This is a genomic window from Diaphorobacter aerolatus, from assembly GCF_014489535.1.
GTDB lineage: Bacteria > Pseudomonadota > Gammaproteobacteria > Burkholderiales > Burkholderiaceae_C > Diaphorobacter_A > Diaphorobacter_A aerolatus.
The window spans coordinates 1,609,277-1,633,832 of the sequence record NZ_CP060783.1; the positions used below are offsets into that span (position 1 = coordinate 1,609,277).

The window sequence follows — 24,556 nt, forward strand, 5'->3', positions numbered from 1 at the left end:
CGGACCGGCAATGCGCCAAACCCGGCTCAGTCGTCAGACAATATTCCGATCTCATCTTTCAGCCATTCAACCGGTACTTTTCATGCGTCACATACTCTCCGCCGTCGCCCTGTCCGCACTCACCTTTGTCAGCACCTTGAGCCATGCCGAAGTCAAGGTGCAGGACGCCTGGGTTCGTGCCACGGTCGCCCAGCAGAAATCCACAGGTGCCTTCATGCGCATCACCAGCACCGAGCCCACCACGCTGGTCGGTGTGCGCACCAGCGCCGCGCCCGTGTCCGAAGTGCACGAGATGAAGATGGAAGACAACGTGATGAAGATGCGCAAGGTCGATCCGGGCATCGCGATCAAGGCCGGTGAAGCACTCGAACTCAAGCCCGGTGGCTATCACGTGATGCTGATGGACCTGTCCAAGGCAATGGCCGCGGGCAGCCAGGTGCCGCTGACTCTGGTCTTCAAGGATGCTGCCGGAAAGGAAAGCACGGTTGATGTCAACGCCGAAGTGCGCGCGCTGAACGCCAACGCCCCGGCAGCCATGGATCACGGCAAGCACAAGCACTGACCGCCCAACGGCTGGTTTCGCGGCGCCAAGCTCGCCGCATGCCTGATAATCCGCCGTCAGCATCCATTCAATCTGATGCATTGATTGAAAGATGCCGACGGCGTTTCTTTTGAAGCGCCGCTCACCGCCCTTTTCTTTTCCATATACAACTACAACAAGAATTCATGCCCTCTGGTCAAGCCGACAAACAATGGAACTCTCCGCGCTGGGCGCTCGCCGTGCTGCTGGCGCTGCTCGGCATGCTCGGGCCGTTTTCCATCGACACCTACCTGCCCGCATTTCCCGCGATTGCGAGCGCGCTGCAGGCGACGCCCGTGCAAATGCAGCAGACGCTGTCGGCCTACCTGTTTGCGTTCGCGTTCATGACGCTGTTCCACGGATCGCTGTCCGACAGTTTCGGACGCAGACCCGTGGTGCTCTGGGGCATCGTGGTCTACACGCTCGCGTCTGCGGGCTGCGCGCTGTCGCAATCCATCGGTCAGCTCGTGCTCTTTCGCGCCATGCAGGGGCTGTCGGCAGGCGCGGGCATCGTCGTTTCGCGCGCCGTGATCCGCGACATGTTTCCGCCCGCAGAGGCCCAGCGTGTGATGAGCCAGGTGACCATCTTCTTCGGTGTGGCGCCCGCCGTTGCGCCCATCGTCGGGGGATTCTTTTCGGTCTATCTGGGCTGGGCCAGCGTGTTCTGGTTTCTCACCGGCGTCGGCATCGTTCTGTGGATCGCCAACTACCGTCTGCTGCCCGAGACACTGCCCCGTAAGGACCGCCAGCCATTCGACGCGGCGAATCTGATGCGTGGCTACTGGCAGCTCGGTACCAGCCCGCGCTTTCTGCTGCTGGCGCTCGCAAGCGGCGTGCCGTTCAACGGCATGTTCCTCTATGTGCTTTCCGCGCCCGCATTCCTCGGCGACCTGCTGCACCTTGGGCCTACCGAATTCTTCTGGTTCTTCGTGCTGACCATCAGCGGCATCATGGGCGGCGCGTGGGTCAGTGGCCGCCTCGCCGGGAAGATTCCGCCCAAGCGCCAGATCCGCCACGGCTTCGTGATCATGCTCACCGTCGCTTTGCTCAACCTGGCGCTCAACCTGTTCCTCAAGCCCCATCCGGCCTGGGCGATGCTGCCGATTGCGGTCTTCGCATTCGGCTGGGCCTTGATGGTGCCCGTGGTCACGCTGTTGGTACTCGATCTTTATCCGCAGCGGCGCGGCATGGCATCGTCGATGCAGGCATTTATCGGTTCCACCGCCAACGGCCTCGTTGCCGGGGTGCTGGCTCCGCTCGTGATGCATTCGGCAATCGGCCTCGCGGCCACCTCTCTCGCGCTGATGTGCGTGGGGCTGTTCGCGTGGATTTACCTGCATCACCGCTGGCCGGACATTGGCCGCGTGTCGCACAGCCAATGAGCATGAGCGGGCAATAAACGGAACGGCTGGCAACGGCGCACGCCGCTTGCTCAGGGTCCATTTGACCGAACAAAAAAAGGCCGGGGTGGTCAATCCACCCCGGCCTTCTTACCGTCTCAATTCAACGAATCTCAACGAGGCGTGCGCGTACGCGGTGCGTAAGGCTTGGCACCTGCACCCGACTTGGTGTGTGCATGCGATGGCTTGCGATCACCAAAGCCACCTTCGCGGCGCTCGGCACCGAAGCCAGCCGGCTTGCGAGCACCAAAACCTTCACCTTCGCGACGGGCGCCGCCGCCGAACGAGGCGGAGCGGTCGCCACCGCGATCACCGCCACCGAACGAAGAAGAACGCTGCTCGCCGCGTGGAGCGCCGCCACCGAAGCCACCGCGCGGTGCGCCGCCATCACGGCCGCCAAAGCCGCCTTCACGACGCTCGGCACCAAAGCTGCGCTCACCACCACGGTCACCGCCGAAGCGGCCGCCGCGATCACCACCGAAATTGCGATCACCACCACGGTCGTTGCGGTCGCCAAAGCTGCGCTCAGCACCGCGATCACCGAAGGGGCGCTGCTGGTCACGCTGGCCACCGAAGGAGCGCTGTTCGCCGCCACGGTCACCACCACCAAAGCCGCCGAAGCCTTGCTTGCGGCCATAGCCGTCGGAATCACGGCCACCACCAAAACCGCCGCGTCCACCGCCGCCATGGCGCTTGCCGCCATTGCCGCCGGCACCACCACGGCCGCCGCGACCGAAGTCGGGCTGCGGTGCGCGCTGCTGGGGCTCCATGCCAGGAATCACTTCAGGCTTGAAGCGTTGCTTGGTATAGGCCTCGATGTCGAACACACGACGGCGATCACGGAACTCTGCAAAGGTCACGGCCAGACCCTGACGGCCAGCGCGACCGGTACGGCCGATGCGGTGGGTGTAGTCCTCCGCCTTCATCGGCAAACCGAAGTTGAACACGTGCGTGATCGTGGGAACGTCGATGCCGCGTGCTGCCACATCGGTCGCCACCAGAATCTGCACCTGGCCGTTGCGCAGCGCCATCAATCGACGGTTGCGCAGGCCCTGGCTCAGAGCGCCGTGCAGTGCCACGGCAGAGAAACCATCTTGCTGCAGATCGTTGGCGAGGCCATCGCATTCGATCTGCGTGCTCGCGAACACCACCGCCTGGTTGATCGACGTGTCGCGCAGCCAGTGGTCGAGCAGCTTGCGCTTGTGCTGGGCGTTGTCGGCCCAAAACAGCGTCTGCGTGATGTTGGCGTGCTGCTCTTGTGGCGAGTCGATCTGGATCTTCTTCACCGAAGCGCCGTTGTCGTGCATCACGCGCATGGCGAGTTGCTGGATGCGCGGCGCGAACGTGGCGCTGAACATCATGGTCTGGCGGCGCTGGCTGGTCATCTGGTTGATTTCGGCGAGATCGTCCGAGAAGCCCAGGTCGAGCATGCGGTCGGCTTCGTCAACCACGAGGAACTGCACCTGGTCGAGCTTGATCTGCATCGAGCGTTGCAGGTCGAGCAGCCGGCCCGGCGTGGCCACCACGAGGTTGGCGTTCTGCAGCTTGGCGATCTGCAGCTGGTAAGGCATGCCGCCCACCACGTTGGCGATGCGCAGGCCCTTGCAATGACGCACCAGCTCGATGGCGTCATGCGCCACTTGCTGGGCCAGTTCGCGCGTCGGGCACAGGATCAGGGCACCGGGAACGGCTGCCTTGAAATGACGCGGATTGGTCGGGTCCTTGCGGCGATTGCGCTTTGGAGCGGGTTCGCCCTTGGCTGCGGCTTCGGCGCACAGGCGCTCGTATTCCGCGCGTTCAAGCGCCACTTGCTCATCTTGCTGCTTGAGCAGCGTGTGCAGCACGGGCAGCAGGAAGGCGGCGGTCTTGCCGCTGCCGGTCTGGCTGGAAACCATCAGGTCGATGAAACGATCGCTGTCGCCATCGGCTTCCATCGCGTAGGGAATGGTCTGTTCCTGAACCGGCGTGGGCTTGGTGTAGCCAAGGTCCACCACGGCCTGCACCAGCTCGGGCGCAAGGCCCAGCTCGGCAAACAGGTTCGGGCCTTTTTCGACTTCAGGAGTCGTGGTAGAGACGTCGACGTTGTCGTCGGCGGATTCGTTTGTGGCTTCGGAAGCGAAAACAAAGTTTTCTTCAGGCAAAGCGGAGTCTGCAGGCGCGAAATCGCCCTGCGAATGCAAAGAGTCAGTCATGTATATATGCAGCCGCAGGCGTTACCTGCGGAGGCTTCATCAAACGGTTAAAAAAACATCAACCATTCAACAAATCCTGCGCCAGCGTGAATGCTGGGCTGGTGGGTGTTCTTCAGTGGCGAATCCGCTGTACGTCCATGCTGGACCGTTCATCGCGTACGCCGTGAACCCGGAGTGAAGGGGAGATGTACAAAAGCGCATGAACGAAACTGTAAGCCCCAGTCTTCTTGATGACCGGTCAAGCGCTGAATTCATGCGAGTCTGCAATTATGGCATGCATCGGGTTTTCCCGCAAGTGACAACACACATACGGTGCGCACAAAGCATGAAACCGCCCTCCCCGCTACCTGCCACAGCCACCTGCCTGTTGGCGCGTCGCAACAAGGCCAGCAGCGCGCCGAAAGTTCAGAGCGACAAAAACGTGGAACGGTAGTGCGCGAGTTCCTCGATGGATTCCATCACATCGGCAAGCGCCGTGTGCTTTTGCGCCTTCTTGAACGAGCTGTAGGCCTCGGGCTTCCAGCGCTTGGCCAATTCCTTCAAGGTGCTCACGTCGAGGTTGCGGTAGTGGAAATACGCCTCGAGCCGGGGCATGTACTTCACGAGGAAACGCCGATCCTGTCCGATGGTGTTACCGCACATCGGCGTGGAGGTCTTGGGCACATATTGCTTGATGAATTCGAGCAGTTGCTCCTCGGCCTGCTCCTCGGTCAGCGTCGAGGCCTTGACCTTGTCGATCAGTCCGCTGCGGCCATGCGTGCCCTTGTTCCAGGCATCCATGCCGTCAAGCAATTCATCCGGCTGGTGAATCACCAGCACCGGGCCTTCGATGCGCGGCTCGAGGTTCGGGCCGGTGACGATGACCGCGATCTCCAGAAGGCGGTCGGTTTCGGGGTTCAGGCCGGTCATTTCGCAATCGAGCCAGACCAGATTCTGGTCGTTCTTCTTGAGCTCGGGAACAGTCGGGGTAACGGTTTCAGACATGCGGGGGATTGTCGCCGATCACCTACACTTGCGCTGTCCACCTTCTGAAATTTCCGCCCTGCCCAACGTGTCCCCTTCTCTGCTCTGGACCTCGCTGTTCGCCTTTTTCCTGCTCGCCGGTCTCGCGCTGCGCCTGTGGCTTGCCTCGCGCCAGATGCGCCATGTGGCGCGGCATCGCGATCAGGTGCCGACCGATTTCGCGGGGAGCATTGCGCTTGCGGCACACCAGCGCGCTGCCGACTACACCATCGCCAAGGGCCGCTTCGGCCTGATCGAAATGGCGCTCGGCGCGGCCGTGGTGCTGGGCTGGACCTTGCTCGGCGGGCTGGACGCACTCAACCAGTGGTTGATCACGATGATGGGTGGCGGCCTGTGGCAGCAGTTGGCCCTGCTTGCCTGTTTTGTGCTGATCAGCGGCGCGATCGATCTGCCGGTCTCGTACTACCAGACCTTCGTGATCGAGCAGCGCTTTGGTTTCAATCAGACGACTGTCAAGCTGTGGCTCAGCGATCTGCTGAAGTCCGCACTGCTGGGCGCCGTGATCGGCCTGCCGCTGGCCGCGCTGATCCTGTGGCTCATGGGCGCCGCCGGAAGCTACTGGTGGCTCTGGGCCTGGGCGGTCTGGATGGCGTTCAACCTGCTGCTGATGGTGGTCTATCCGCTGTTCATCGCGCCGATCTTCAACAAGTTCAAGCCGCTCGATGACGTGTCGCTCAATGCCCGCGTCACCGCGCTGATGCAGCGCTGCGGCTTCACATCCAAGGGTCTGTTCGTGATGGACGGCAGCCGCCGCAGCGCGCATGCCAACGCGTATTTCACGGGCTTTGGCGCGGGCAAGCGCGTGGTCTTCTACGACACGCTGCTCAAGCAACTCACGACGGAAGAAGTCGAAGCGGTGCTGGCGCATGAGCTGGGCCACTTCAAGCACAGGCACATCACGCGCCGCATCGTCGGCATGTTCGCGATGAGCCTCGCGGGACTCGCCCTGCTGGGCTGGATTTCGACCAAGGGCTGGTTCTACACCGGGCTCGGCGTGATGCCCAATTTCAATCTGCCGGGCGTGGATGGCTCCGCGCCGAACGACGCGCTCGCGCTGCTGCTTTTCATGCTGGCCGTGCCGGTGTTCACGGTGTTCCTGTCGCCACTTTTTGCACAGCTCTCGCGCAAGCACGAATTCGAGGCCGATGCCTATGCCGTGGCGCAGACGCGCGGCGCCGATCTCGCCTCCGCGCTGCTCAAACTGCATGAGGACAACGCCTCCACACTGACGCCCGATCCGGTCTACGTGAAGTTCTACTATTCCCATCCGCCCGCCACCGAACGGCTGGCACGCATTCCCCACGCCTCTGGAGTCGCGGCATGACCTCTGCATTGAAAATCAAGGACTGGTCTCAGGAAAAGCGCCGCGCACTGAGCGCCGTCGAGCTCGTCACCAAGCTGGTCGACCTGCCGGGCTGGCGTCTCGATGGCGACGGCGAAAACGTCGCCATCGAGAAGACGTTCGAGTTCGCCAACTATTTCGAAACCATGGCCTTCGTGAACGCGGTCGCCCTGATTGCGCACCAGCAGGATCACCACCCCGACATGTCGGTGCACTACAACCGCTGTGTGGTGCGCTGGAACACGCACGATGTCGGTGGTGTTTCCACCACCGATCTCGACTGCGCGGCGCGCGTCGATGCGCTGCTCGCCCAGCCATGAGCACTCGCTCGGAACTGAACCAGGGCCTGGTGGTCGGCAGCCACGGTCGGCATTGCGTGGTGGAAACGCCCGATGGCGAGCGTCGCATCTGCCATCCGCGCGGCAAGAAGAGCCAGGCCGTCGTCGGTGACCACGTGCTGTGGCTGCCTGCCCTGCCCGGCCAGGGTGACGAGGGCACGATAGAGAAGGTGCAGACGCGCCGCAACCTGTTCTATCGCCAGGACGAGATCCGCACCAAGTCGTTTGCCGCGAACCTCGATCAGGTGCTGATCCTGCTCGCGGCCGAGCCGGTGTTTTCCGAGAGCCAACTGGTGCGCGCGCTGATCGCCGCCGAGGCAGAACACATCAAGCCCATCATTGCGCTCAACAAGAGCGATCTGGTCGAGCCCTTTGCGCGCGCCTGGGAGCGGCTCTGGCCGTATCGGCACATGGGCGGCGAGAGCAACACCGAGCACCACTATCGCGTGCTGCCGATGTCGCTCACCGAATCCGGCAGCGTCGATCATCAGGCGCTGATGCCGATACTCGCGGGCAAGACCACGCTGGTGCTGGGCCCCTCGGGCGTCGGCAAGAGCACGCTGGTGAATCTGCTGGTGCCCGGCGCCTACGCGCAGACCGGCGAAATCTCCCAGGCACTGAATTCGGGCAAGCACACGACCACGACCACCACGCTCTACTGGATCGACAAGGAGCGCACGACGGCGCTGATCGATTCACCGGGCTTTCAGGAATTCGGCCTGCGCCACCTCGCTCCGACCGACCTCGCGCGCTGCATGCCCGACATCGCGGCGCACGCGGGCAACTGCAGGTTCTACAACTGCACCCATCTGCACGAGCCCGGTTGCGGCGTGCGCGAACGCGTGCTCGATGCCGGGGAAGACCAGAAGCAGGCCGATGCGATCAGCGCCAACCGCTATCGCATCTATGGAGAACTCTTCGAGGAATTGAGCGCGCCCCCCAAATACTGAGGTGCGGCCATCCGCCCGGAAACGGGTGGCGCCAGCGCTCAGCCCAGCAAACGCGCAAACGACAGCAGCGCCAGCAGCAGCATCCAGACGACCACCGAGCGCCAGACCAGTCCGACCACGCTGCGCAGATGCGCCACCTCGGGCTCGCGGCCCGGCGTGCTCGCGCTGTCGCCGAGATGGGGGTCGGTCTCCCAGCCTTGCGTGGTCGCTCCCATTTCCGACTTCAGGCGCAACGCCTCACCGCCAAGGCGCACGTTGATGGCACCGGCGGTGGCGGCAAGAATCACGCCGTCGTTGTCGTTGGGAAAGCGCTGGGCGTGAAAGCGCCAGCCGTCGATGGCTTCCTCAAAGCTGCCGACCACGGCAAAGCTCAGCGCGGTCAGGCGCGCTGGCAGCCAGTCGATGACCATCCACGCTTTGGCGGCCACGTCCTGAAGCGGTGCGCTTGCGGGGTGCGCGACCAGCGTGCGGCTGCGGGGAGACCAATAGCGCGCGACGAACTCCGCCATACGGTAGAGCACGGCGCCAGTCGGCCCGAGCCCCAGGGCCGCGAGCACGGAGTACCAGGCCAGCACGCCAAACACATGGCGGTGCGCGGCGATCACGCAATACTCGATGACATGGCGCACGACTTCGCTGCGCGGCAGTTCGCCCACTTCGAGCTGTTTCCATTCGGCCAGGCGGGCGCGCGCACGGTCCGCATCGCCTTCTTCGAGCGCATCGCGAATGCCCGTGAAGTGGTAGCTGAATTGACGGAAGCCGAGCGTGAAATACAGCACCGCCACGTTCCACAGCAAGGCGAACGGCCAGCCGAGCCAGTGCACCAGCGCCCAATGCACGCCGAGCGCAACCGCAGACGGCACCAGCACGGCAACACCCCAGGCCACCCAGGCGTGCACCACGGTTCCAGTATCGAAATTGCGACCGACGGAAAGTGCCCAGGCGCGCGGTCCCGCGTGAATCGGATCACTGCGCGACAGCGGCCTTGCCTGCTCGATGAGCAATGCAAACAGGATGGCGAAAAAACTCATGCCCGTCATCATACTGGCGCAGGTAGCCGCAGAGGCTTTCAGCGGCATGCGCAGAAAAAAATTCCGCGCGCGCAAGCCTTGTCATCACGAGATCATGAAACGATAGAAATTGCGCAGAATGCCTGCGGTCGCGCCCCAGATGTGGCGCTGCCTGTCGCCATCCTGGAATGGCATCGCCCACCAATCACGGCGCAGCCCCTCCCATTCGAGATGGCGGCGTTGATGGTGGTTCGGATCGAGCAGAAAGCGAAGCGGCACTTCGAACACGTCCGCCACCTCGTCCGCGTTGGGCCGCAACTCGAACCCGGGATGCACGAGCGCGACCACGGGAGTGATGTTGAACGCGGTCACCGTCATGTAGTTGTTGAGCTGACCCAATACCTCGATGAACCGCGCGTCGATGCCGACTTCTTCGCGCGTCTCGCGCAGCGCGGTGCCGCTCGGACCACCATCGCCCGGATCGGCACGGCCGCCGGGAAACGCGATCTGACCGGAGTGATTGGTGAGCTTGACCGTGCGCTCGGTTAGCAGCATCGTGAGTTCATCGCGCATCACAATGGGCAGGAGCACCGAGGCATCGGCGGGCTCACGATTCAGGCCAGGCGCGCGATCACGCAGCACGTCGGGCGTCCAGGGCGGCGGATGGGCAAAGCGCTGGCGCAATGCGTCGGGCGTCATTGCGCTGTCGGGCACGGCCGGCAAATGCGAGTCCACACCGTCCAGCGGGGCAAGGCGTGGATCGAAGTTCGGCACCGTCGCAAGCGAAAGCACTGCGGGAACGGCGGTGGGGGGAGAGGCAGTCACAAACTCAATATCCAGCAACGATCAGGCATAGCCAGCGCCGCAAACAGGCACAAAAAAAGCCGCTACAGGCTGAATGCACTGTAGCGGCTTTTCGCGAGACTCGCAGAAGCGGCGTTGATTTACGCTGCTTCGACAACCGTCTTGCGGGCAGGCAGCTTTTCCTTGATACGCGCCGACTTGCCGCTGCGCTCGCGCAGGTAGTACAGCTTGGCACGACGCACGTCACCACGGCGCTTCACTTCGATACCGGCGATCAGGGGGAGTAAGTCTGGAACGTACGCTCCACACCTTCGCCGCTCGAGATCTTGCGCACTGTGAAGCCGCTGTTCAGGCCGCGATTGCGCTTGGCGATCACAACGCCTTCGTATGCCTGCACACGCTTGCGTGTACCTTCCACCACGTTCACGCTCACGATGACGGTGTCACCAGGCGCGAAAGCGGGGATGGTCTTGTTCAAGCGAGCGATTTCTTCCTGCTCGAGAGTCTGAATCAGATTCATGATTTCTTCCAAACGATCATTGTCCGCGCCAAAATTGGCTTGATGCCCGGATTGGCATCTTGTGGCTCAAAGCGGGTGTGCAAAGCAAGGTTTGCGCACCTTTCAGGCTTGAAGAGCGGCCGGCCAGAGGATCGAAAAGCCTTTGATTATAACAACTTGGGCAATTTCGCCAAGAGCATTTCATCCGCCTGGGTCAGCGCGCCATGGCGGCGGGCCGCTTCGAGCAGTTCCGGGCGGTGCTGCGCGGTCAGCGCAAGCCGCTGATCGCGACGCCAGCGCTCGATCTGCGCGTGGTGGCCCGACAGCAGCGCCGCAGGTACGCGCTCGCCTTGCCACTCCTCGGGCCGCGTGTAGTGCGGATTGTCCAGAAGCCCGTCGAGCGCCGGGTTGAAGCTGTCGAGCTGATGGCTTCCATCGTCGTGTAGCACGCCGGGTTGCAGGCGCGCAACAGCGTCGATCAGCGCCATTGCAGGGATCTCGCCGCCCGAGAGCACGAAGTCGCCGAGGCTGATCTGCACGTCCACGAACCTGTCGATGAAGCGCTGGTCCACGCCCTCGTAACGGCCACACAGCAGCACCGCACCCGCGCTGGCCGACCATTGCTCGACGGCTGAATGCGTGAGCGCCTGCCCGATGGGTGAAAACAACACCAGCGGCACCTGCGCGTCGGAATTCTCGGCGCGATCCTGGCGAATCGCCCCGAGGCAGCGCGACAGCGGCTCGGCCATCATCACCATGCCGGGCCCACCGCCGAACGGGCGATCATCGACGCGCCGGTAATTGCCCTCGGCATGGTCGCGCGGATTCCACAGCCGCACCTCGACGAGCCCGCTCTGATAGGCACGCCGGGTCACACCGCTTTCGAGAAACGCTGCAAACAACTCGGGAAACAGCGTGATGATGTCAAAGCGCATGATGGGATGGGAACGAGATGCCCTGAAGCGATCAATAGTCCGGCTGCCAATCGACAGTGATCAAACGTGCCTCTGTATCGACCTTGTCCACGAATGCCGCGACAAACGGAATCATGCGCTCGAGCGCCTTGCCGTCCACCTCCTGCGACAGCACCAGCGTCGTCTGCGGACCGGTGGCCATGAGATCCTTCACGGTGCCCAGGCTCACGCCCTCGCGGTTCACCACCTCAAGGCCGATCAGGTCAACCCAGTAATACTCGTCCTCGGCGGCCTTCGGAAAATCGGCACGCGAAATGAAAATCCGCGCGCCGCGCAAAGCCTCGGCGCCATTGCGATCCGGAATCTCCCCGGCCGTCGCGACAACCGAATCCGAATGCACGCGCGCCTGCTTCACCGAAAGCAGCACCGTTCCCGAAAAAAAGCTCTTCGCGCCCTTCTCGGATGGCAACAAATACCAGTTCCCACCCCGCAACAGCGCCTCGGGATCGGCGCTGTAGGGCACGATCTTGAACCAGCCCTTGACGCCCCAAGCCTCGCCAATGCGCCCCACTTCGATGGCATCGGACGGAAGAACAGCGGACTGCAAAACGGGAAGTTCGGCGGGCATAAGGAAAAATAAAGTCAGAGATGGAAAACAAGGCCAGCAAAGCCTCTGAGGCCGGAGTGGGCAATCAAAACCATGGTGTACGCCAACCCCACAGCCACAACGGAAATACAACCCCTCAGGCGGCTAGGCGTCGAAGCCGCAGACAGTACATGTGTACGGCAAGGCTTCGCAACAACGCATGAGGGGTTGTATTGCCGCCCCAAACCAGCCCACCATCGAAACCAAAGGCTTCGTTAAAAAAGAACAATAAAAAAGCGGACTTCACCGGCAACACCGATGAAACCCGCTTTTTGGAAGCATGAAAGCTTAGGCAGCAGCCTTCGCGCCTTGCTTGATCAAGCGATCAACGGTAGGCGAAGCCTGCGCACCAACGCTCTTCCAGTAGGTCAGACGATCTTGCGCAATGCGCAGACCCTCTTCGCCTTCCTTGGCGGACGGGTTGTAGAAACCCAGACGCTCGATGAAGCGACCATCGCGACGAATGCGCTTGTCAGCCACGACGATGTTGAAGAACGGACGATGCTTGGAACCGCCGCGCGAGAGTCGAATAACGACCATAATGAATCCTTCGGGTGGAAAAGCAGTTACCACCAATGATGTTTTTGGCAACTGCCAAGGTTTTTCCTGCTGCGTTTGAGACACGCGACATGGCCACCCGGCCAGCGACACGCAGCAAAGTCCGCAATTATAGCCAGTTCCTGGGAAAAGATGCTCACCATTCGCGCCAGTCGGGAAAATGATGTTCCGGCGATCACCGAAATCTACCGCCATCACGTGCTGCACGGCACCGGAACCTTCGAAACCGAGCCCCGACCGCGAGCGACATGGCTCAGCGCCGTGCCGATGTGCTCACCAGGAACCTGCCCTACCTGGTGGCCGAGGATGCGAATGGCGAGATTCTCGGCTTCGCGTACTGCAACTGGTTCAAACCGCGTCCGGCCTACCGTTTTTCTGCCGAAGATTCGATTTATGTGGCCGAGTCGGCGCGTGGTCGGGGTGTGGGGCGTCAACTGCTGGACGCCCTGAGCATCGCCGCCGAACAGGCGGGCGTGCGCCGTCTGCTGGCGGTGATCGGCGACTCGGCCAATGCGGGTTCGATTGGCGTGCACACGGCCGCAGGTTTTGCACACGCAGGCGTGCTGCGATCCACCGGCTGGAAGTTCGGCAAATGGCTTGACGTCGTGCTCATGGACAAGGCGCTCGGAGCCGGAGACACGACCGCGCCCGAGTGACGTGAACCAAAGAAAACAAGCGCCGGAACAGCCCCTCTGCACGACATGACCCTCACGACTTCTAACGCCACCAAGAACAAGACCGTCGCCGCATGGCTGGCATTTGTGGGCGGGCCGCTGGGCCTGCATCGCTTCTATCTCTACGGCTGGTTCGACACGCTGGGGTGGTTGCTGCCCATTCCCACGGCGCTGGGCGTGTACGGCATCCAGCGCGTGATGGAGTACGGACAGGACGATCAATTCAGCTGGATTCTCGTGCCCCTGCTCGGCTTCACATTTGCCGGATGTGCGCTGCGGGCGATCCTCTACGGGCTGATGACGCCTGAAAAATGGAATGCGCGCTTCAATCCCCAGTCACCACTCGATGCGCCTGCCGGCCAGACCCGCTGGGCCACGATTTTTGCGATTGGTCTGGCGCTGATGATCGGCACGGCGGTGCTGATGGCAAGCATCGCGTTCAGCTTTCAACGCTACTTTGAATACCAGATCGAGGAAGCGCGCAAGATTTCGCAGTGATTGCGCCACAAAGTCAAAAAGCGCCAGACCTTGTCGGTACTGGCGCTTTTTTTTACGTTGTTTTTTCCGTCGATTTCGTCGATCAGACAAACAACTGCAGGCTGATCCAGTAGGCAATCGCGGCCACGAAGGCGCTGGCCGGAATTGTCAGAATCCAGGCCCAGACGATGTTGCCCGCCACGCCCCAGCGCACGGCGCTGGCACGCTGGGTCGAACCCACGCCCACGATGGCTCCGGTGATTGTGTGCGTGGTGGAGACCGGAACACCCAGCCCGGTCGCGATGAATAGCGTCAGCGCACCGCCGGTTTCTGCGCAGAACCCGCCGACCGGCTTGAGCTTGGTGATCTTCTGACCCATGGTCTTGACGATGCGCCAGCCGCCGAACATGGTGCCCATGCCGATGGCCACGTAGCAACTGACAATCGCCCAGAGCGGCGGCGATGCATCGCTTGCCGATGTGTAGCCGGTCGCGATCAGCATCATCCAGATGATGCCGATGGTTTTCTGCGCGTCGTTGCCGCCGTGACCCAGGCTGTAGGCGCCCGCCGAGACGAGCTGCAAACGGCGGAACCACTTGTCCACCTTGCTGGGCCGGGCGCGGCGGAAGGTCCACGCCACGATCACCATCATCAGGGAGCCGAGCACAAAGCCGAGCAGTGGCGAGATGAAGATGAACGCCACGGTCTTGAGGATGCCGCCCGCGATCAGCGCGCCCGCGCCGGACTTGGCGATCACCGAACCGACGATGCCGCCGATCAGCGCGTGCGAGGAGCTGCTCGGGATGCCGTAGTACCAGGTGATCACGTTCCAGGTGATCGCGCCGACCAGCGCACCAAACACCACGTGCGTGTCCACGACGCCCGGCTGGACGATGCCCTTGCCGACGGTGGCTGCCACGCTCAGGTGGAAGATGAAGATCGCGACGCAGTTGAAGAACGCCGCAAAAACGACGGCCTGGGTCGGTTTGAGCACGCCCGTGGAGACCACGGTCGCGATGGAGTTGGCCGCGTCATGAAATCCATTCATGAAGTCGAACAACAGGGCCAGCGCGACCAGGAGGATCACGACCCAAAGGGCTGCTTGTACTGTTTCCATACTGAGATGAGGCGGTTGGCCGATTCCGGTCAGCTCGGGCGAAATGCGCCGAGACTGCGAAGCAGCTTCAGGAGTTTTCGAGGATCACGCCCTCGATGAGATTGGCGACGTCCTCGCACTTGTCGGTGATGGTCTCGAGCAGTTCGTAGATCGCCTTGAGCTTGATGACTTCGCGCACATCGGGCTCTTCGCGGAACAGTTTGCTCATGGCGCTGCGCATCACGCGGTCGGCATCGCTTTCGAGGCGGTCGATTTCCTCGCAGGTCTTGAGCGCGGCCTCGGCAATCGCGGGATCGGCAATGCGCGAAAGCAGCTTGACCGCCTCCTGCACGCGCTCGCAGCACTTGACGCTGATGTCGGTCAAGCGGCTGATTTCATCCGTCATGTGGTGGATGTCGTACAGCGCCATGGTCTCGGCGGAGTCCTGGATCAGGTCGGCCACGTCGTCCATGGTGTTGATCAGCGAGTGGATTTGTTCGCGGTCGATCGGCGTGATGAAGGTCTTGTGCAGCGTGCGGTTGACCTCATGCGTCACGCGGTCGGCGGCGCGCTCGGCGTTGTCCACGTCCTGGTTGTATTTGTCCCGCAGATGCGGATCCCCGTAGTGGGCGACCAACTGCGAGAACGCACGTGCCGCCTCGACAATGCGCTCCGCATGCTGGTTGAACATCTCGAAAAAATTGCCCTCCTGGGGCAACAGCTTTCCAAACAACATGCAAACTCCTGACGCGGCCTTCTAGTCACCTGTCGTTACAATTTGACAGTCAGGTGACATATTCGTGAAAGCTCGGAGTTTAACCGGGTCGGGACGGGGTCCCTGTTGCCAATTTCCAAATAGCTGCGCCCGTCAGGCGCTGCGGAAGATGAAATACACCGCGCCGACCATGCACAGACCGGCCCAGAGATAGTCGAGCTTGAGTGGCTCGCCCATGTAGAACACGGCAAACGGCACGAACACGGTGAGCGTGATGACTTCCTGCAGAATCTTGAGCTGGCCCAGCGACATCATGCTCGCGCCGATGCGGTTGGCAGGCACCTGCAGCAGGTACTCGAACAACGCAATGCCCCAACTGATCAGCGCCGCGATGTACCAGGGCGAGGTGCTCAGATTCTTCAGGTGCCCGTACCAGGCAAAGGTCATGAACACATTGCTGGCGAGCAGCAGCAAAATGGTTTGCAGCGGGATGGGCAGGGATTGCAGGAATTGCATGAGCGAACGAAGCCGTGATCGGGTGACGCAGCAATGTAGCGCAAGCGCCAACGGATGCCGGGGCAGCCGCTGGCGCATCGGGCTGTGAGAATTCAGCGCATCGGCCGGCCGTGGCTCACTCGCCCAGATAGGCGGCGCGCACGCGCGGATCGTGCAGCAGGGTTTCGCCCGGGCCCGTCATGGTGATGATGCCCGACTCCATCACATAGCCGCGATTGGCCATTTGCAGCGCGCGGCTGGCGTTTTGCTCGACCAGCAAGATCGTCACGCCGAGCTTGTACACGTCACCCACGACCTCGAAGATCTTGTCGACCATGATGGGCGAGAGGCCCATCGAGGGCTCGTCGAGCAGCAGCACCTTGGGGCGGCTCATGAGCGCGCGGCCCATGGCGAGCATCTGCTGCTCGCCGCCCGACATCGTGCCGGCCAACTGGTCCTTGCGCTCTCGCAGGCGCGGGAAGATGTTGAACATGCGCTCGATGTCATCCTTGATGCCTGCCTGGTCGTCACGCGTGTAGGCGCCCATCTGCAGGTTCTCGGTGATGGTCATGCGCGCGAACACGCCCCGGCCCTCGGGCACCATCACGAGACCTTCGCGCACCAGATCCCACGCGCCCTTGCCCTTGATGCTCCTGCCGAGGTATTCGATGTCGCCATCGTTCATCGGCAGCAGGCCGGTGATGGCCTTCATCGTCGTGGTCTTGCCCGCGCCGTTGGAGCCGATGAGCGAGACCAGTTCGCCCTCGTGCACCTCCATGTCGACGCCCTTCACGGCCTGAATACCACCGTAGGCAACGCGCAGGCCGCTCACTTTCAACAGAATTTCGGCCATGCTCAATGTCCTCCGGTGCCCAGGTAGGCCTCAATCACTTTTTCATTCTTCTGCACTTCGGCTGGCGTGCCCTCGGCGATCTGCTTGCCGTAGTCGAGCACCGTCACCCGGTCGCACAGGCCCATCACCAGCTTCACGTCGTGCTCGATCAGCAGGATCGTGCGGTTGTCGTTGCGAATGCGGTCGATGAGTTCACGCAACTGCACCTTCTCGGTGGCGTTCATACCGGCGGCCGGTTCGTCGAGCGCGATGAGCTGCGGATCGGTGGCCAGCGCGCGGGCGATCTCGAGGCGGCGCTGGTCGCCATACGACAGCGTGCGCGCCTTGAAGTCGGCGTACTTGCCGATGCCGACGTAGTCGAGCAGTTCCTGCGCGCGCGCGCGGATTTCCGCCTCCTCACGCTTGAAGCCGGGCGTGCGCAGCACGGCGCCGACCAGCCCGGAGTGCGTGCGCGTGTGCCGTCCGACCATAACGTTCTCGAGTGCCGTCATTTCAGCAAACAGCCGGATGTTCTGGAAGGTGCGCGAAATGCCCGCCTTGGCCACCAGGTGCACGGCCGTGGGTTCATAGGGTGTGCCTGCGAGCACGAAGCTGCCCGCATCGGGCGTGTACAGCCCGGTGATCACGTTGAAGAACGTCGTCTTGCCCGCGCCGTTGGGGCCGATCAGGCCGTAGATCTGCCCGCGATGGATGGTGATGCCTACTTCCGAAAGTGCCTGCAGTCCGCCAAATCGCTTGGACACACCGGCCACCTTGAGCACCACATCTGATGATGTTTCTGCCATATCGTTGTTGCTCTGTTGATTCTTTGAAGTTTCGTAGCCTTGCCGGATGGCGCTCAGGTCTTCTGCGGAAGACTCTTGCCATGCTCCGGAGAAGGCCACAGACCGCGCGGACGCAGCAGCATGATGATGATCATCGCCAGAGCAATCAGCAACTGGCGCAGGATGGAGGCGTCCAGGCGCCCGCCGGTCAAGTCCTGCAGCGGACCCGCGACATAGCGCAGCACCTCGGGCAATGCCGACAGCAGCACCGCACCCAGAATCACGCCGGGGATGTGGCCGATGCCGCCGAGCACCACCATCGCGACGATCATCACCGACTCCATCAGGCTGAAGGACTCGGGTGACACGAAACCCTGGAAGGCGGCAAACATCGCCCCCGACACGCCACCGAACGAGGCGCCCATGCCGAACGCCAGCAGCTTCATGTTGCGGGTGTTGATGCCCATGGCCTTGGCGGCGATCTCGTCTTCACGAATCGCCATCCACGCGCGCCCGATGCGCGAATCCTGCAGGCGGTAGCACACCACGATGGTGATCAGCACCAGCGCGAGGAACAGGTAGTAGTACAGCGTGACCGAGCTGATGTCGTAGCCGAAGATCTCCTGCCGCTTGCCGAGATTCAGCCCGAAGATCTTCACCGAGTCGATCTCGCCAAGCCCCTTGGGACCATTGGTGACGTTCACCGGGTGATCGAGGTTGTTCAGGAAGATGCGGATGATTTCACCAAAGCCCAGCGTGACGATGGCCAGATAGTCGCCGCGCAGCTTGAGCACCGGTATGCCCAGCAGCACGCCCGTACAGGCCGCGAGTAGCAGCGCGAGCGGAATCACCATCCACAGCGACAGATGAAGGCCGTTCGGAAACTGCGCGGCAAACCACGCGAAGTTCTCGCTCAGGTGCGGCGACGCCAGCAGGCCGAACATGTAGGCACCGACGGCGTAGAAGGCCACATAGCCCAGATCCAGCAGACCGGCGTAGCCCACCACGATGTTGAGGCCGAGCGCCAGCATCACGTAGAGCAGCGCGAGATCGGCGATCCGCACCCAGGCGTTGCCGAAGTATTGCAGGATGAGGGGCAGCACCAGCAGCGCGATGCCGCCGAGTACCCAGTTGATGGTCTTGTTGTTTTTGCTCATGTTCGTGCTCCTCCTGTCAGGCGCGATCCGCCACGCGTTCACCCAGCAATCCCGAAGGACGCAACGTGAGCACGATGATCAACACGATGAACGCGAAGATGTCGGCGTAATTGCTGCCCAGCAGCCCACCCGTCAACTTGCCCAGATAACCCGACCCAATGGCCTCGATCAGCCCGAGCAGCAGGCCACCGACCACCGCACCCGCAAGATTGCCGATGCCGCCGAACACCGCCGCCGTGAACGCCTTGAGGCCGGGCAGAAAGCCCATCGCGTGCTGCGCCGTGCCGTAGTTGGATGCGTACATGATGCCGGCAATCGCCGCCAGAATCGCGCCGATGATGAATGTCGCCGAGATGACCATGTCGGGTTTCACACCCATGAGCGCCGCCACCTTCGGGTTCTCCGCCGTGGCGCGCATGGCGCGACCGAGCTTGGTGTAGTTGACCAGATAGACCATGGCCGCCAGCGCCACCACGGTGGTCGCCAGAATCAGGATCTGCGTGGGCGTGATCACCGCACCGCCCAGGTGATACGGCTCCGACGACAGCAGCGTTGGATAAGGTTTGTAGTTCGGCTTCCAGATGATCATCGCGATCGTCTGCAGCAGGATGGACATGCCGATCGCCGTGATCAGCGGAGCCAGGCGCGGACTGTTGCGCAGCGGCTTGTAGGCAATCTTTTCAATGGTGAAATTGAGGGCCGCCGCGACAATGCAGGCGATGATCGTGGCGATCAGGAGAATGACCCAACCCGGGGCTCCCGGCATCGCCTCCTGCATCATGCCGATGCAGCTCCAACTGGTGAGCGCTCCGATCATGAGCACTTCGCCGTGAGCGAAATTGATCAATTGAATAATGCCGTACACCATCGTGTAGCCAAGGGCTATGAGGGCGTACATGCTGCCGAGAACCAGACCGTTGATGATCTGCTGCAGCAAAATGTCCATAAAGAAAATCCTTCGCGTTGATGGGCGCGCGCCACACTCACTGAAAACCAGCCGAAACACGGCCACATGCCCACAAGCGTGTAGCAAAAAACCCGCCAGTTTTCCTACCTGTGCGGGTTCACGTGAAGAATGACAACCAGCGAATGTAACCGGCCCTGCCACTTCTGCGGCGATCTTGTTGCCGCGCCCATGGTTCGTTAGCCAATGGATTTCATTATCCCGACAAGCGCAATCAATGGCACATAGGGAACACGCGAATTGCGCAATGCCGTGCACCAAAATGGAATGTGCGTGAAACGGCGTTTCAGATCTTGTTTTGCCCCTCGGCATTGAGCGCCCGAAGCTCGTCGAGCTTCTGGCCGATCTTGATTTCCAGCCCGCGCGGCACCGGGCTATAAAAGCCCGGTGGCTCCATGCCGTCCGGCAGATAGTTCTCGCCCGCGGCGAAACCGCCCTCCTCGTCATGCGCGTAGCGGTAGTTCTTGCCGTAGTCGAGCTCCTTCATGAGCTTGGTCGGTGCGTTGCGCAAATGCATGGGCACGGGCCGCGTGCCGTCCTGCTTCACGAAGGCGCGCGCGGCGTTGTAGGCCTTGTAGACGGCATTGGACTTGGGCGCCATCGCGAGATAGACCACGCACTCGGCCAGCGCCAGCTCGCCCTCAGGCGAGCCGAGGCGTTCATAGACCTCGGTCGCATCCAGCGCCAGACGCAGCGCGCGCGGGTCGGCCAGGCCGATGTCCTCACTCGCCATGCGCACCAGCCGACGCGCCATGTAGCGTGGGTCCGCGCCGCCGTCGAGCATGCGCACCAGCCAGTAAAGCGCCGCATCGGGATCGGAGCCACGCACCGACTTGTGCAGTGCGCTGATGGTGTCGTAGAACTGCTCGCCGCCCTTGTCGTAGCGGCGCATGCGCTCGCCCAGCACCTTGAGCAGCCATTCATCGGTGATCGACTCGATTCCGGCTTGTTTTGCCGTCACCGAAAGCGTCTCCAGCGTGTTGAGCAGACGCCGGGCGTCGCCATCGGCATAGGAGATCAACCGGTCCAGAGCCGTCTCTTCAATAGGAGGGATTGCATCGAGTGCCTGCGCCTTGGTGACGATCTGCCCGAGGTCCTCGGCCGTGAGCGGCTGCAGCACATAGACCGCAGCGCGCGAGAGCAACGCGGAGTTGACCTCGAACGAGGGATTCTCGGTCGTCGCGCCGACAAAGGTGAACAGTCCACTTTCCACGTGCGGCAGAAACGCGTCCTGCTGGCTCTTGTTGAAGCGATGCACCTCATCGACGAACACGATGGTGCGCTGCTGCATCAGCCCATCGCGCGCGGACTGGGCCTGCTCGACGGCCTCGCGGATGTCCTTGACGCCGCCGAGCACGGCGCTGATCGAGATGAACTGCGCATCGAACGACTGGGCCATCAACCGGGCGATGGTGGTCTTGCCCACGCCCGGCGGGCCCCAAAGAATGCAACTATGAGGCTGCCCCGATTCGAACGCCAGCCGCAGCGGCATGCCCGGCCCGAGCACATGCTGCTGGCCGATCACCTCGCCCAGACTGTGAGGGCGCAGGCGCTCGGCGAGAGGCTGGTGGGCGGAGGGCTGGCTCACGGGTGGTTCAGAGAGTGCGGCTCTGGGCGCTGGTCACTGCTTGACCACATCCGCATTGGCAGGTGGCTTGAACTGGAATGCGGTTGGCGCAAGCGGCGTGTTCACCTGCATGTTGGTGAACGTGAGCACCGAGCGCTGTCCGAAATTGTCGAGGATATCCAGCGTGGCCAGCGTCTCGCCTGCAAAACCGACGCGCACGCTCTTGATCTGGCCTTCCTTGGCCTTGGGTTCGGCGACCACCCATTGAAGGCCATCCTGATCGGGCGCCGACGACAGATTGAAATCGGCCTTGAGCGCCGAAAGATCAGGCGCGCTCGCGAGCAGGGCTGCGGGCGTGCTGCCCAGCGCCTGCGATTGCGCGCGCTGGGTGACCTGATTGAGATCTATGTCATGCAGCCACAGGGTCTTGCCGTCGGCCACGATGGTCTGCTCGAACGGACGCCGGTAGTCGAAGCGGAAGCGCCCCGGGCGCTGGAATTCGAAATTGCCGGTCGAGGTCTTGACCTTGGGCTGCTGCCCATCCTTGGAAGGTGCCGTGACGGTCTGCGTGAAATCAGCGCGACCGCTTTTTGCGCCCTTCATGAAGCCTTCAAGGCTCTGCATGCCGTCGGCACTCGCAACCTGCGCGCAGGCGGCCAGCACCATGGTCGTGATCAAACGCTTGGTCGTCATCATCTTCATCGTCATCGAATGGAACTCCTTCAAACGCCGCAGGCGCGATCTCTCTTGGAGCGCGAAACGCGCCACAGGTTCACTCGCCGCCGCCAGCGCCGCGCGCGGGCACCAGCACTTCGCGCTGTCCGCTGGCGGTGAGTGCGCTCACCAGACCGGCATTTTCCATGTCTTCGAGCAGGCGGGCCGAGCGGTTGTAGCCAATGCGGAGCTTGCGCTGCACATAGGAAATGCTGGCCTTGCGGTCTTTCAGCACGATCTCGACCGCTTGGTCGTACATCGGATCCTTCTCGCCACCGCCCTCGCCGGCTTCGCCGCCAAAGCCGCTGTCGTCGCCGTCGGTCGTGCCGCCTTCGAGCACGCCTTCGATGTAGTCAGGCTCGCCCTGTGCCTTGAGGTAGCTGACCACGCGGTGCACTTCCTCGTCGGACACGAACGCACCGTGAACACGGATCGGCAGGCCCGTGCCGCTGGCCATGTAGAGCATGTCACCCATGCCGAGCAGCGCTTCCGCGCCCATCTGGTCAAGGATGGTGCGGCTGTCGATCTTGCTGCTGACCTGAAAGGCGATGCGCGTCGGAATATTGGCCTTGATCAGGCCGGTGATCACGTCCACGCTGGGGCGCTGGGTCGCCAGAATCAGGTGAATGCCGGCCGCGCGCGCCTTCTGGGCGAGTCGCGCGATCAACTCTTCGATCTTCTTGCCGACCACCATCATCAGGTCGGCCAGTTCGTCGATCACCACCACGATGTGCGGCAGGCGCTGCAGCGGTTCGGGCTCTTCGGGCGTCAGGCTGAACGGGTTGGGAATCGATTCCTCGCGCGACTTGGCGTCGTCGATCTTGACGTTGTAGCCCGCGAGATTGCGAACGCCCATCTTGCTCATGAGCTTGTAGCGACGCTCCATCTCGGCCACGCACCAGTTCAGGCCGTGGGCGGCCTGGCGCATGTCGGTCACCACGGGGCACAACAGGTGCGGAATGCCTTCGTAGACCGACATTTCGAGCATCTTCGGGTCGATCATCATCAGGCGCACGTCGCGCGCCTCGGCCTTGTACAGCAGTGACAGGATCATCGCGTTGATACCCACCGATTTGCCGGAACCGGTGGTACCGGCAACGAGCACGTGGGGCATCTTGGCCAGATCGGCCACGACCGGATTGCCGACGATGTCCTTGCCCAGACCCATGGTCAGCATGCTCTTGGCATCGTGATAGACCTGCGAGCCGAGAATCTCGGACAGCTTGATCGACTGGCGCTTGGCGTTCGGCAGTTCGAGCGCCATGAAATTCTTGCCGGGAATCGTCTCGATCACGCGGATCGACACCAGCGACAGCGAACGCGCCAGATCCTTGGCGAGATTGACAACCTGCGAGCCCTTCACACCGGTGGCGGGCTCGATCTCGTAACGCGTGATCACCGGACCGGGCGCAGCGGCCACCACGGCCACGTCCACGCCAAAGTCCTTGAGCTTTTTCTCGATCAGGCGGCTGGTCATCTCCAGCGTCTCGGGCGAGACCGTTTCCTGTCGCGCCTGCGCCGCATCCAGCAGATCGACCTGCGGCAGCTTGCTGTCGGGAAGCTCGGAGAACAGCGGCTTCTGGCGCTCCTTGACGACGCGCGTGCTCTGCGGCGCGTCGGTCAGCACCGGCTCGATGATCTTCACCGGCTGCGGATGGTTTTCCTCGCTCTCGGTGCGCTCCTCGAGCACCACTTCCGCGCGCTCGCGGGCCGCGCGCTTGCCTTCGGCCTCGTCCTTGGCCTTCTCGCGCTTGGCGCGACCGCCCTGTACCAGGCCATCGATGCTGCCGCCGATGCGCTCGGCCAGATGGCCCAGGAAAATCCGAACACCATCGCCGCGCCGAGCACCACGAGAATCACGCAGATCAGGCCGGAGCCCGCGTCTCCCAGCCAGTTGAGCGCGAACTGGCCCATGGTGTAGCCGAGCATGCCGCCGGCCTGCCCGGGCAGAAAGGTGTCGTAGCGGTACAGGCGGGTCCATTCCAGTGCGGTGCTCGACAGCAGCAGGATCAACAGCCCCATCCAGAACATCGAGCGGCGCGCCCATGGCCCACGGGCGACTGCACCTGCTCGCCGCCACGCATCCAGTAAGCCAGCGACGACAGCCAGGCCTTCACGCCAGCGGCAATGCACCACCAGACCGAAAAGCCCAGCGCGTAATAGCTGCCATCGGCAATCCAGGCCCGAGCCGCCCCAACCAGTTGCGCACCTGCAGGCCATCCCCGCGCCCGATGTGGACCAGGCCGTATCGTGTCCGTTGTAGCTCACGAGCGCCAGCAACCAGAACACCAGCACCAGCAAGCCGATCAGCAGACCAATTTCATGGCTGAACCGCGCAGCCCAGGATCGCGGTGCCGATTTGCCGCCAGCAGAAGCATTCAAGGTATTGAGGGAATAGGTCATAAGAAACTGAAAGGCTAGGGCCTGTTCACACAACGCATGGAGATCGCACCGCCCAGGACTGCACAGTCCGTCGGGCACCCCGTGGCTTGCGTGAACACGCTCTAGCTTACCGTAAAGGCCAACGCGCGCATTCGAGCCGATGAGGCGGTCGCGACAACCACTGCACTGCTCTGGACTCGCAATCCTACTGTTTTTTCATACAGCGCGCATCACCCGGCCTGCGGAACTTTCCGCAATCCTTGCATTGTCGCTTTTTCCAACACAGATCAAGGAGTTGCGCGGACTTCTTAAATGTCACCGGATGTGCCCTGAACCCACGATGAAATTGATCTTCGCTATCAAATTGATCAAAAACCTTTGCAGGCTCTGTGAATGAAGCCTCCCTACAATAGAACCACGCAGACTGCCGGGGCTCGGAGCC

The 24,556-nt window shown here is 62.3% G+C and carries 24 protein-coding genes and 2 pseudogenes; 7 read left to right on the forward strand and 19 right to left on the reverse strand.

The features are described from left to right. Nucleotides 1–82 precede the first annotated feature (82 nt). Nucleotides 83–562 (forward strand): copper chaperone PCu(A)C, encoded by a 480-nt coding sequence (locus H9K75_RS07515; protein WP_187725300.1) that lies wholly within the window; start codon nt 83–85, stop codon nt 560–562. A 164-nt stretch (nt 563–726) separates the two neighbouring features. Further along, entirely contained in the window at nt 727–1,962 is a 1,236-nt protein-coding gene (locus H9K75_RS07520; protein WP_187725301.1) for a multidrug effflux MFS transporter, read from the forward strand. A gap of 131 nt (nt 1,963–2,093) precedes the next feature. On the opposite strand, the gene H9K75_RS07525 is transcribed toward H9K75_RS07520, so the two are convergent. Together H9K75_RS07525 and orn are read right to left on the reverse strand one after the other, a co-directional pair. Next, nucleotides 2,094–4,172, reverse strand: coding sequence for a DEAD/DEAH box helicase (locus H9K75_RS07525; protein ID WP_187725302.1), 2,079 nt, complete (start codon nt 4,170–4,172; stop codon nt 2,094–2,096). A gap of 405 nt (nt 4,173–4,577) precedes the next feature. Beyond that, nucleotides 4,578–5,156, reverse strand: coding sequence for an oligoribonuclease (gene orn / locus H9K75_RS07530; RefSeq protein WP_187725303.1), 579 nt, complete (start codon nt 5,154–5,156; stop codon nt 4,578–4,580). A gap of 67 nt (nt 5,157–5,223) precedes the next feature. On the opposite strand from orn, the gene H9K75_RS07535 reads away from it, so the two are divergent. From H9K75_RS07535 to rsgA, 3 genes are read left to right on the forward strand one after another with little or no spacing between them, the layout of a single operon-like run. Beyond that, nucleotides 5,224–6,519, forward strand: coding sequence for a M48 family metallopeptidase (locus H9K75_RS07535; RefSeq protein WP_404826413.1), 1,296 nt, complete (start codon nt 5,224–5,226; stop codon nt 6,517–6,519). Then, entirely contained in the window at nt 6,516–6,857 is a 342-nt protein-coding gene (locus H9K75_RS07540; protein ID WP_187725305.1) for a 4a-hydroxytetrahydrobiopterin dehydratase, read from the forward strand. The genes H9K75_RS07535 and H9K75_RS07540 overlap by 4 nt, the downstream gene beginning before the upstream one ends. Continuing rightward, a complete protein-coding gene (gene rsgA / locus H9K75_RS07545; RefSeq protein WP_187725306.1) occupies nt 6,854–7,825 on the forward strand; it encodes a ribosome small subunit-dependent GTPase A in 972 nt (323 codons plus the stop codon). The genes H9K75_RS07540 and rsgA overlap by 4 nt, the downstream gene beginning before the upstream one ends. A 38-nt stretch (nt 7,826–7,863) precedes the next feature. Here the strand turns inward: rsgA and H9K75_RS07550 are convergent, their stop codons facing one another. From H9K75_RS07550 to rpsP, 6 genes and pseudogenes are all read right to left on the reverse strand, one after another. Further along, nucleotides 7,864–8,856: a CobD/CbiB family protein gene (locus H9K75_RS07550; protein ID WP_187725307.1), complete on the reverse strand. Its 993-nt coding sequence runs from the start codon at nt 8,854–8,856 to the stop codon at nt 7,864–7,866. 84 nt (nt 8,857–8,940) lie between these two features. Then, nucleotides 8,941–9,660 carry a CoA pyrophosphatase gene (locus H9K75_RS07555; RefSeq protein WP_226858592.1) on the reverse strand — a complete coding sequence of 240 codons (720 nt, stop codon included), beginning with the start codon at nt 9,658–9,660 and terminating at the stop codon, nt 8,941–8,943. Nucleotides 9,661–9,779: 119 nt separating this feature from the next. Then, a pseudogene (rplS, locus tag H9K75_RS07560) lies at nt 9,780–10,159 on the reverse strand (50S ribosomal protein L19). Nucleotides 10,160–10,305: 146 nt separating this feature from the next. Further along, nucleotides 10,306–11,073 (reverse strand): tRNA (guanosine(37)-N1)-methyltransferase TrmD, encoded by a 768-nt coding sequence (gene trmD, locus H9K75_RS07565; protein ID WP_187725308.1) that lies wholly within the window; start codon nt 11,071–11,073, stop codon nt 10,306–10,308. Between the two features lie 31 nt (nt 11,074–11,104). Then, a complete protein-coding gene (gene rimM / locus H9K75_RS07570) occupies nt 11,105–11,680 on the reverse strand; it encodes a ribosome maturation factor RimM (protein ID WP_187725309.1) in 576 nt (191 codons plus the stop codon). Between the two features lie 306 nt (nt 11,681–11,986). Continuing rightward, a complete protein-coding gene (gene rpsP / locus H9K75_RS07575) occupies nt 11,987–12,238 on the reverse strand; it encodes a 30S ribosomal protein S16 (protein ID WP_187725310.1) in 252 nt (83 codons plus the stop codon). 150 nt (nt 12,239–12,388) lie between these two features. Between rpsP and H9K75_RS07580 the strand changes: the two are divergent. Both H9K75_RS07580 and H9K75_RS07585 read left to right on the forward strand, forming a co-directional pair. After that, nucleotides 12,389–12,912, forward strand: a pseudogene (locus tag H9K75_RS07580) (N-acetyltransferase family protein). Nucleotides 12,913–12,957: 45 nt separating this feature from the next. After that, nucleotides 12,958–13,428 (forward strand): TM2 domain-containing protein, encoded by a 471-nt coding sequence (locus H9K75_RS07585; RefSeq protein ID WP_187725311.1) that lies wholly within the window; start codon nt 12,958–12,960, stop codon nt 13,426–13,428. Between the two features lie 82 nt (nt 13,429–13,510). Here H9K75_RS07585 and H9K75_RS07590 read toward each other — a convergent pair whose 3' ends face one another. From H9K75_RS07590 to H9K75_RS25725, 11 genes are all read right to left on the reverse strand, one after another. Further along, nucleotides 13,511–14,524: an inorganic phosphate transporter gene (locus H9K75_RS07590; protein WP_187725312.1), complete on the reverse strand. Its 1,014-nt coding sequence runs from the start codon at nt 14,522–14,524 to the stop codon at nt 13,511–13,513. 67 nt (nt 14,525–14,591) lie between these two features. Continuing rightward, nucleotides 14,592–15,239 (reverse strand): DUF47 domain-containing protein, encoded by a 648-nt coding sequence (locus tag H9K75_RS07595; RefSeq protein ID WP_187725313.1) that lies wholly within the window; start codon nt 15,237–15,239, stop codon nt 14,592–14,594. Nucleotides 15,240–15,371: 132 nt separating this feature from the next. After that, nucleotides 15,372–15,734, reverse strand: coding sequence for a DMT family protein (locus tag H9K75_RS07600; protein WP_187725314.1), 363 nt, complete (start codon nt 15,732–15,734; stop codon nt 15,372–15,374). Nucleotides 15,735–15,849: 115 nt separating this feature from the next. After that, nucleotides 15,850–16,566 (reverse strand): ABC transporter ATP-binding protein, encoded by a 717-nt coding sequence (locus H9K75_RS07605; protein WP_187725315.1) that lies wholly within the window; start codon nt 16,564–16,566, stop codon nt 15,850–15,852. A gap of 2 nt (nt 16,567–16,568) precedes the next feature. Beyond that, nucleotides 16,569–17,351: an ABC transporter ATP-binding protein gene (locus H9K75_RS07610; protein WP_187725316.1), complete on the reverse strand. Its 783-nt coding sequence runs from the start codon at nt 17,349–17,351 to the stop codon at nt 16,569–16,571. Between the two features lie 53 nt (nt 17,352–17,404). After that, nucleotides 17,405–18,487, reverse strand: a complete 1,083-nt coding sequence (locus H9K75_RS07615) for an ABC transporter permease subunit (RefSeq protein ID WP_187725317.1) — start codon at nt 18,485–18,487, stop codon at nt 17,405–17,407. 16 nt (nt 18,488–18,503) lie between these two features. Next, on the reverse strand, nt 18,504–19,433 hold the full coding sequence (locus H9K75_RS07620; protein ID WP_187725318.1) for a branched-chain amino acid ABC transporter permease: 930 nt from the start codon (nt 19,431–19,433) through the stop codon (nt 18,504–18,506). A gap of 304 nt (nt 19,434–19,737) precedes the next feature. Then, nucleotides 19,738–21,039: a replication-associated recombination protein A gene (locus H9K75_RS07625; protein WP_187725319.1), complete on the reverse strand. Its 1,302-nt coding sequence runs from the start codon at nt 21,037–21,039 to the stop codon at nt 19,738–19,740. A gap of 33 nt (nt 21,040–21,072) precedes the next feature. Continuing rightward, entirely contained in the window at nt 21,073–21,726 is a 654-nt protein-coding gene (gene lolA, locus H9K75_RS07630) for an outer membrane lipoprotein chaperone LolA (RefSeq protein WP_226858593.1), read from the reverse strand. 64 nt (nt 21,727–21,790) lie between these two features. After that, nucleotides 21,791–23,425, reverse strand: a complete 1,635-nt coding sequence (locus H9K75_RS25055) for a DNA translocase FtsK (protein ID WP_449757727.1) — start codon at nt 23,423–23,425, stop codon at nt 21,791–21,793. Next, nucleotides 23,374–24,135: a DNA translocase FtsK 4TM domain-containing protein gene (locus H9K75_RS25725; protein WP_226858594.1), complete on the reverse strand. Its 762-nt coding sequence runs from the start codon at nt 24,133–24,135 to the stop codon at nt 23,374–23,376. Before H9K75_RS25725 ends, H9K75_RS25055 begins: the two co-directional genes overlap by 52 nt. Nucleotides 24,136–24,556 lie beyond the last annotated feature (421 nt).

Excerpts from the sequence above, each read along its gene's own strand:
- H9K75_RS07515 (WP_187725300.1), top strand. The coding sequence starts at position 83 with ATGCGTCACATACTCTCCGCCGTCGCCCTGTCCGCACTCACCTTTGTC.
- H9K75_RS07520 (WP_187725301.1), top strand. The coding sequence starts at position 727 with ATGCCCTCTGGTCAAGCCGACAAACAATGGAACTCTCCGCGCTGGGCG.
- H9K75_RS07525 (WP_187725302.1), bottom strand. The coding sequence starts at position 4,172 with ATGACTGACTCTTTGCATTCGCAGGGCGATTTCGCGCCTGCAGACTCC.
- orn (WP_187725303.1), bottom strand. The coding sequence starts at position 5,156 with ATGTCTGAAACCGTTACCCCGACTGTTCCCGAGCTCAAGAAGAACGAC.
- H9K75_RS07540 (WP_187725305.1), top strand. The coding sequence starts at position 6,516 with ATGACCTCTGCATTGAAAATCAAGGACTGGTCTCAGGAAAAGCGCCGC.
- rsgA (WP_187725306.1), top strand. The coding sequence starts at position 6,854 with ATGAGCACTCGCTCGGAACTGAACCAGGGCCTGGTGGTCGGCAGCCAC.
- H9K75_RS07550 (WP_187725307.1), bottom strand. The coding sequence starts at position 8,856 with ATGAGTTTTTTCGCCATCCTGTTTGCATTGCTCATCGAGCAGGCAAGG.
- trmD (WP_187725308.1), bottom strand. The coding sequence starts at position 11,073 with ATGCGCTTTGACATCATCACGCTGTTTCCCGAGTTGTTTGCAGCGTTT.
- rimM (WP_187725309.1), bottom strand. The coding sequence starts at position 11,680 with ATGCCCGCCGAACTTCCCGTTTTGCAGTCCGCTGTTCTTCCGTCCGAT.
- rpsP (WP_187725310.1), bottom strand. The coding sequence starts at position 12,238 with ATGGTCGTTATTCGACTCTCGCGCGGCGGTTCCAAGCATCGTCCGTTC.
- H9K75_RS07585 (WP_187725311.1), top strand. The coding sequence starts at position 12,958 with ATGACCCTCACGACTTCTAACGCCACCAAGAACAAGACCGTCGCCGCA.
- H9K75_RS07590 (WP_187725312.1), bottom strand. The coding sequence starts at position 14,524 with ATGGAAACAGTACAAGCAGCCCTTTGGGTCGTGATCCTCCTGGTCGCG.
- H9K75_RS07595 (WP_187725313.1), bottom strand. The coding sequence starts at position 15,239 with ATGTTGTTTGGAAAGCTGTTGCCCCAGGAGGGCAATTTTTTCGAGATG.
- H9K75_RS07600 (WP_187725314.1), bottom strand. The coding sequence starts at position 15,734 with ATGCAATTCCTGCAATCCCTGCCCATCCCGCTGCAAACCATTTTGCTG.
- H9K75_RS07605 (WP_187725315.1), bottom strand. The coding sequence starts at position 16,566 with ATGGCCGAAATTCTGTTGAAAGTGAGCGGCCTGCGCGTTGCCTACGGT.
- H9K75_RS07610 (WP_187725316.1), bottom strand. The coding sequence starts at position 17,351 with ATGGCAGAAACATCATCAGATGTGGTGCTCAAGGTGGCCGGTGTGTCC.
- H9K75_RS07615 (WP_187725317.1), bottom strand. The coding sequence starts at position 18,487 with ATGAGCAAAAACAACAAGACCATCAACTGGGTACTCGGCGGCATCGCG.
- H9K75_RS07620 (WP_187725318.1), bottom strand. The coding sequence starts at position 19,433 with ATGGACATTTTGCTGCAGCAGATCATCAACGGTCTGGTTCTCGGCAGC.
- lolA (WP_226858593.1), bottom strand. The coding sequence starts at position 21,726 with ATGACGATGAAGATGATGACGACCAAGCGTTTGATCACGACCATGGTG.
- H9K75_RS25725 (WP_226858594.1), bottom strand. The coding sequence starts at position 24,135 with ATGACCTATTCCCTCAATACCTTGAATGCTTCTGCTGGCGGCAAATCG.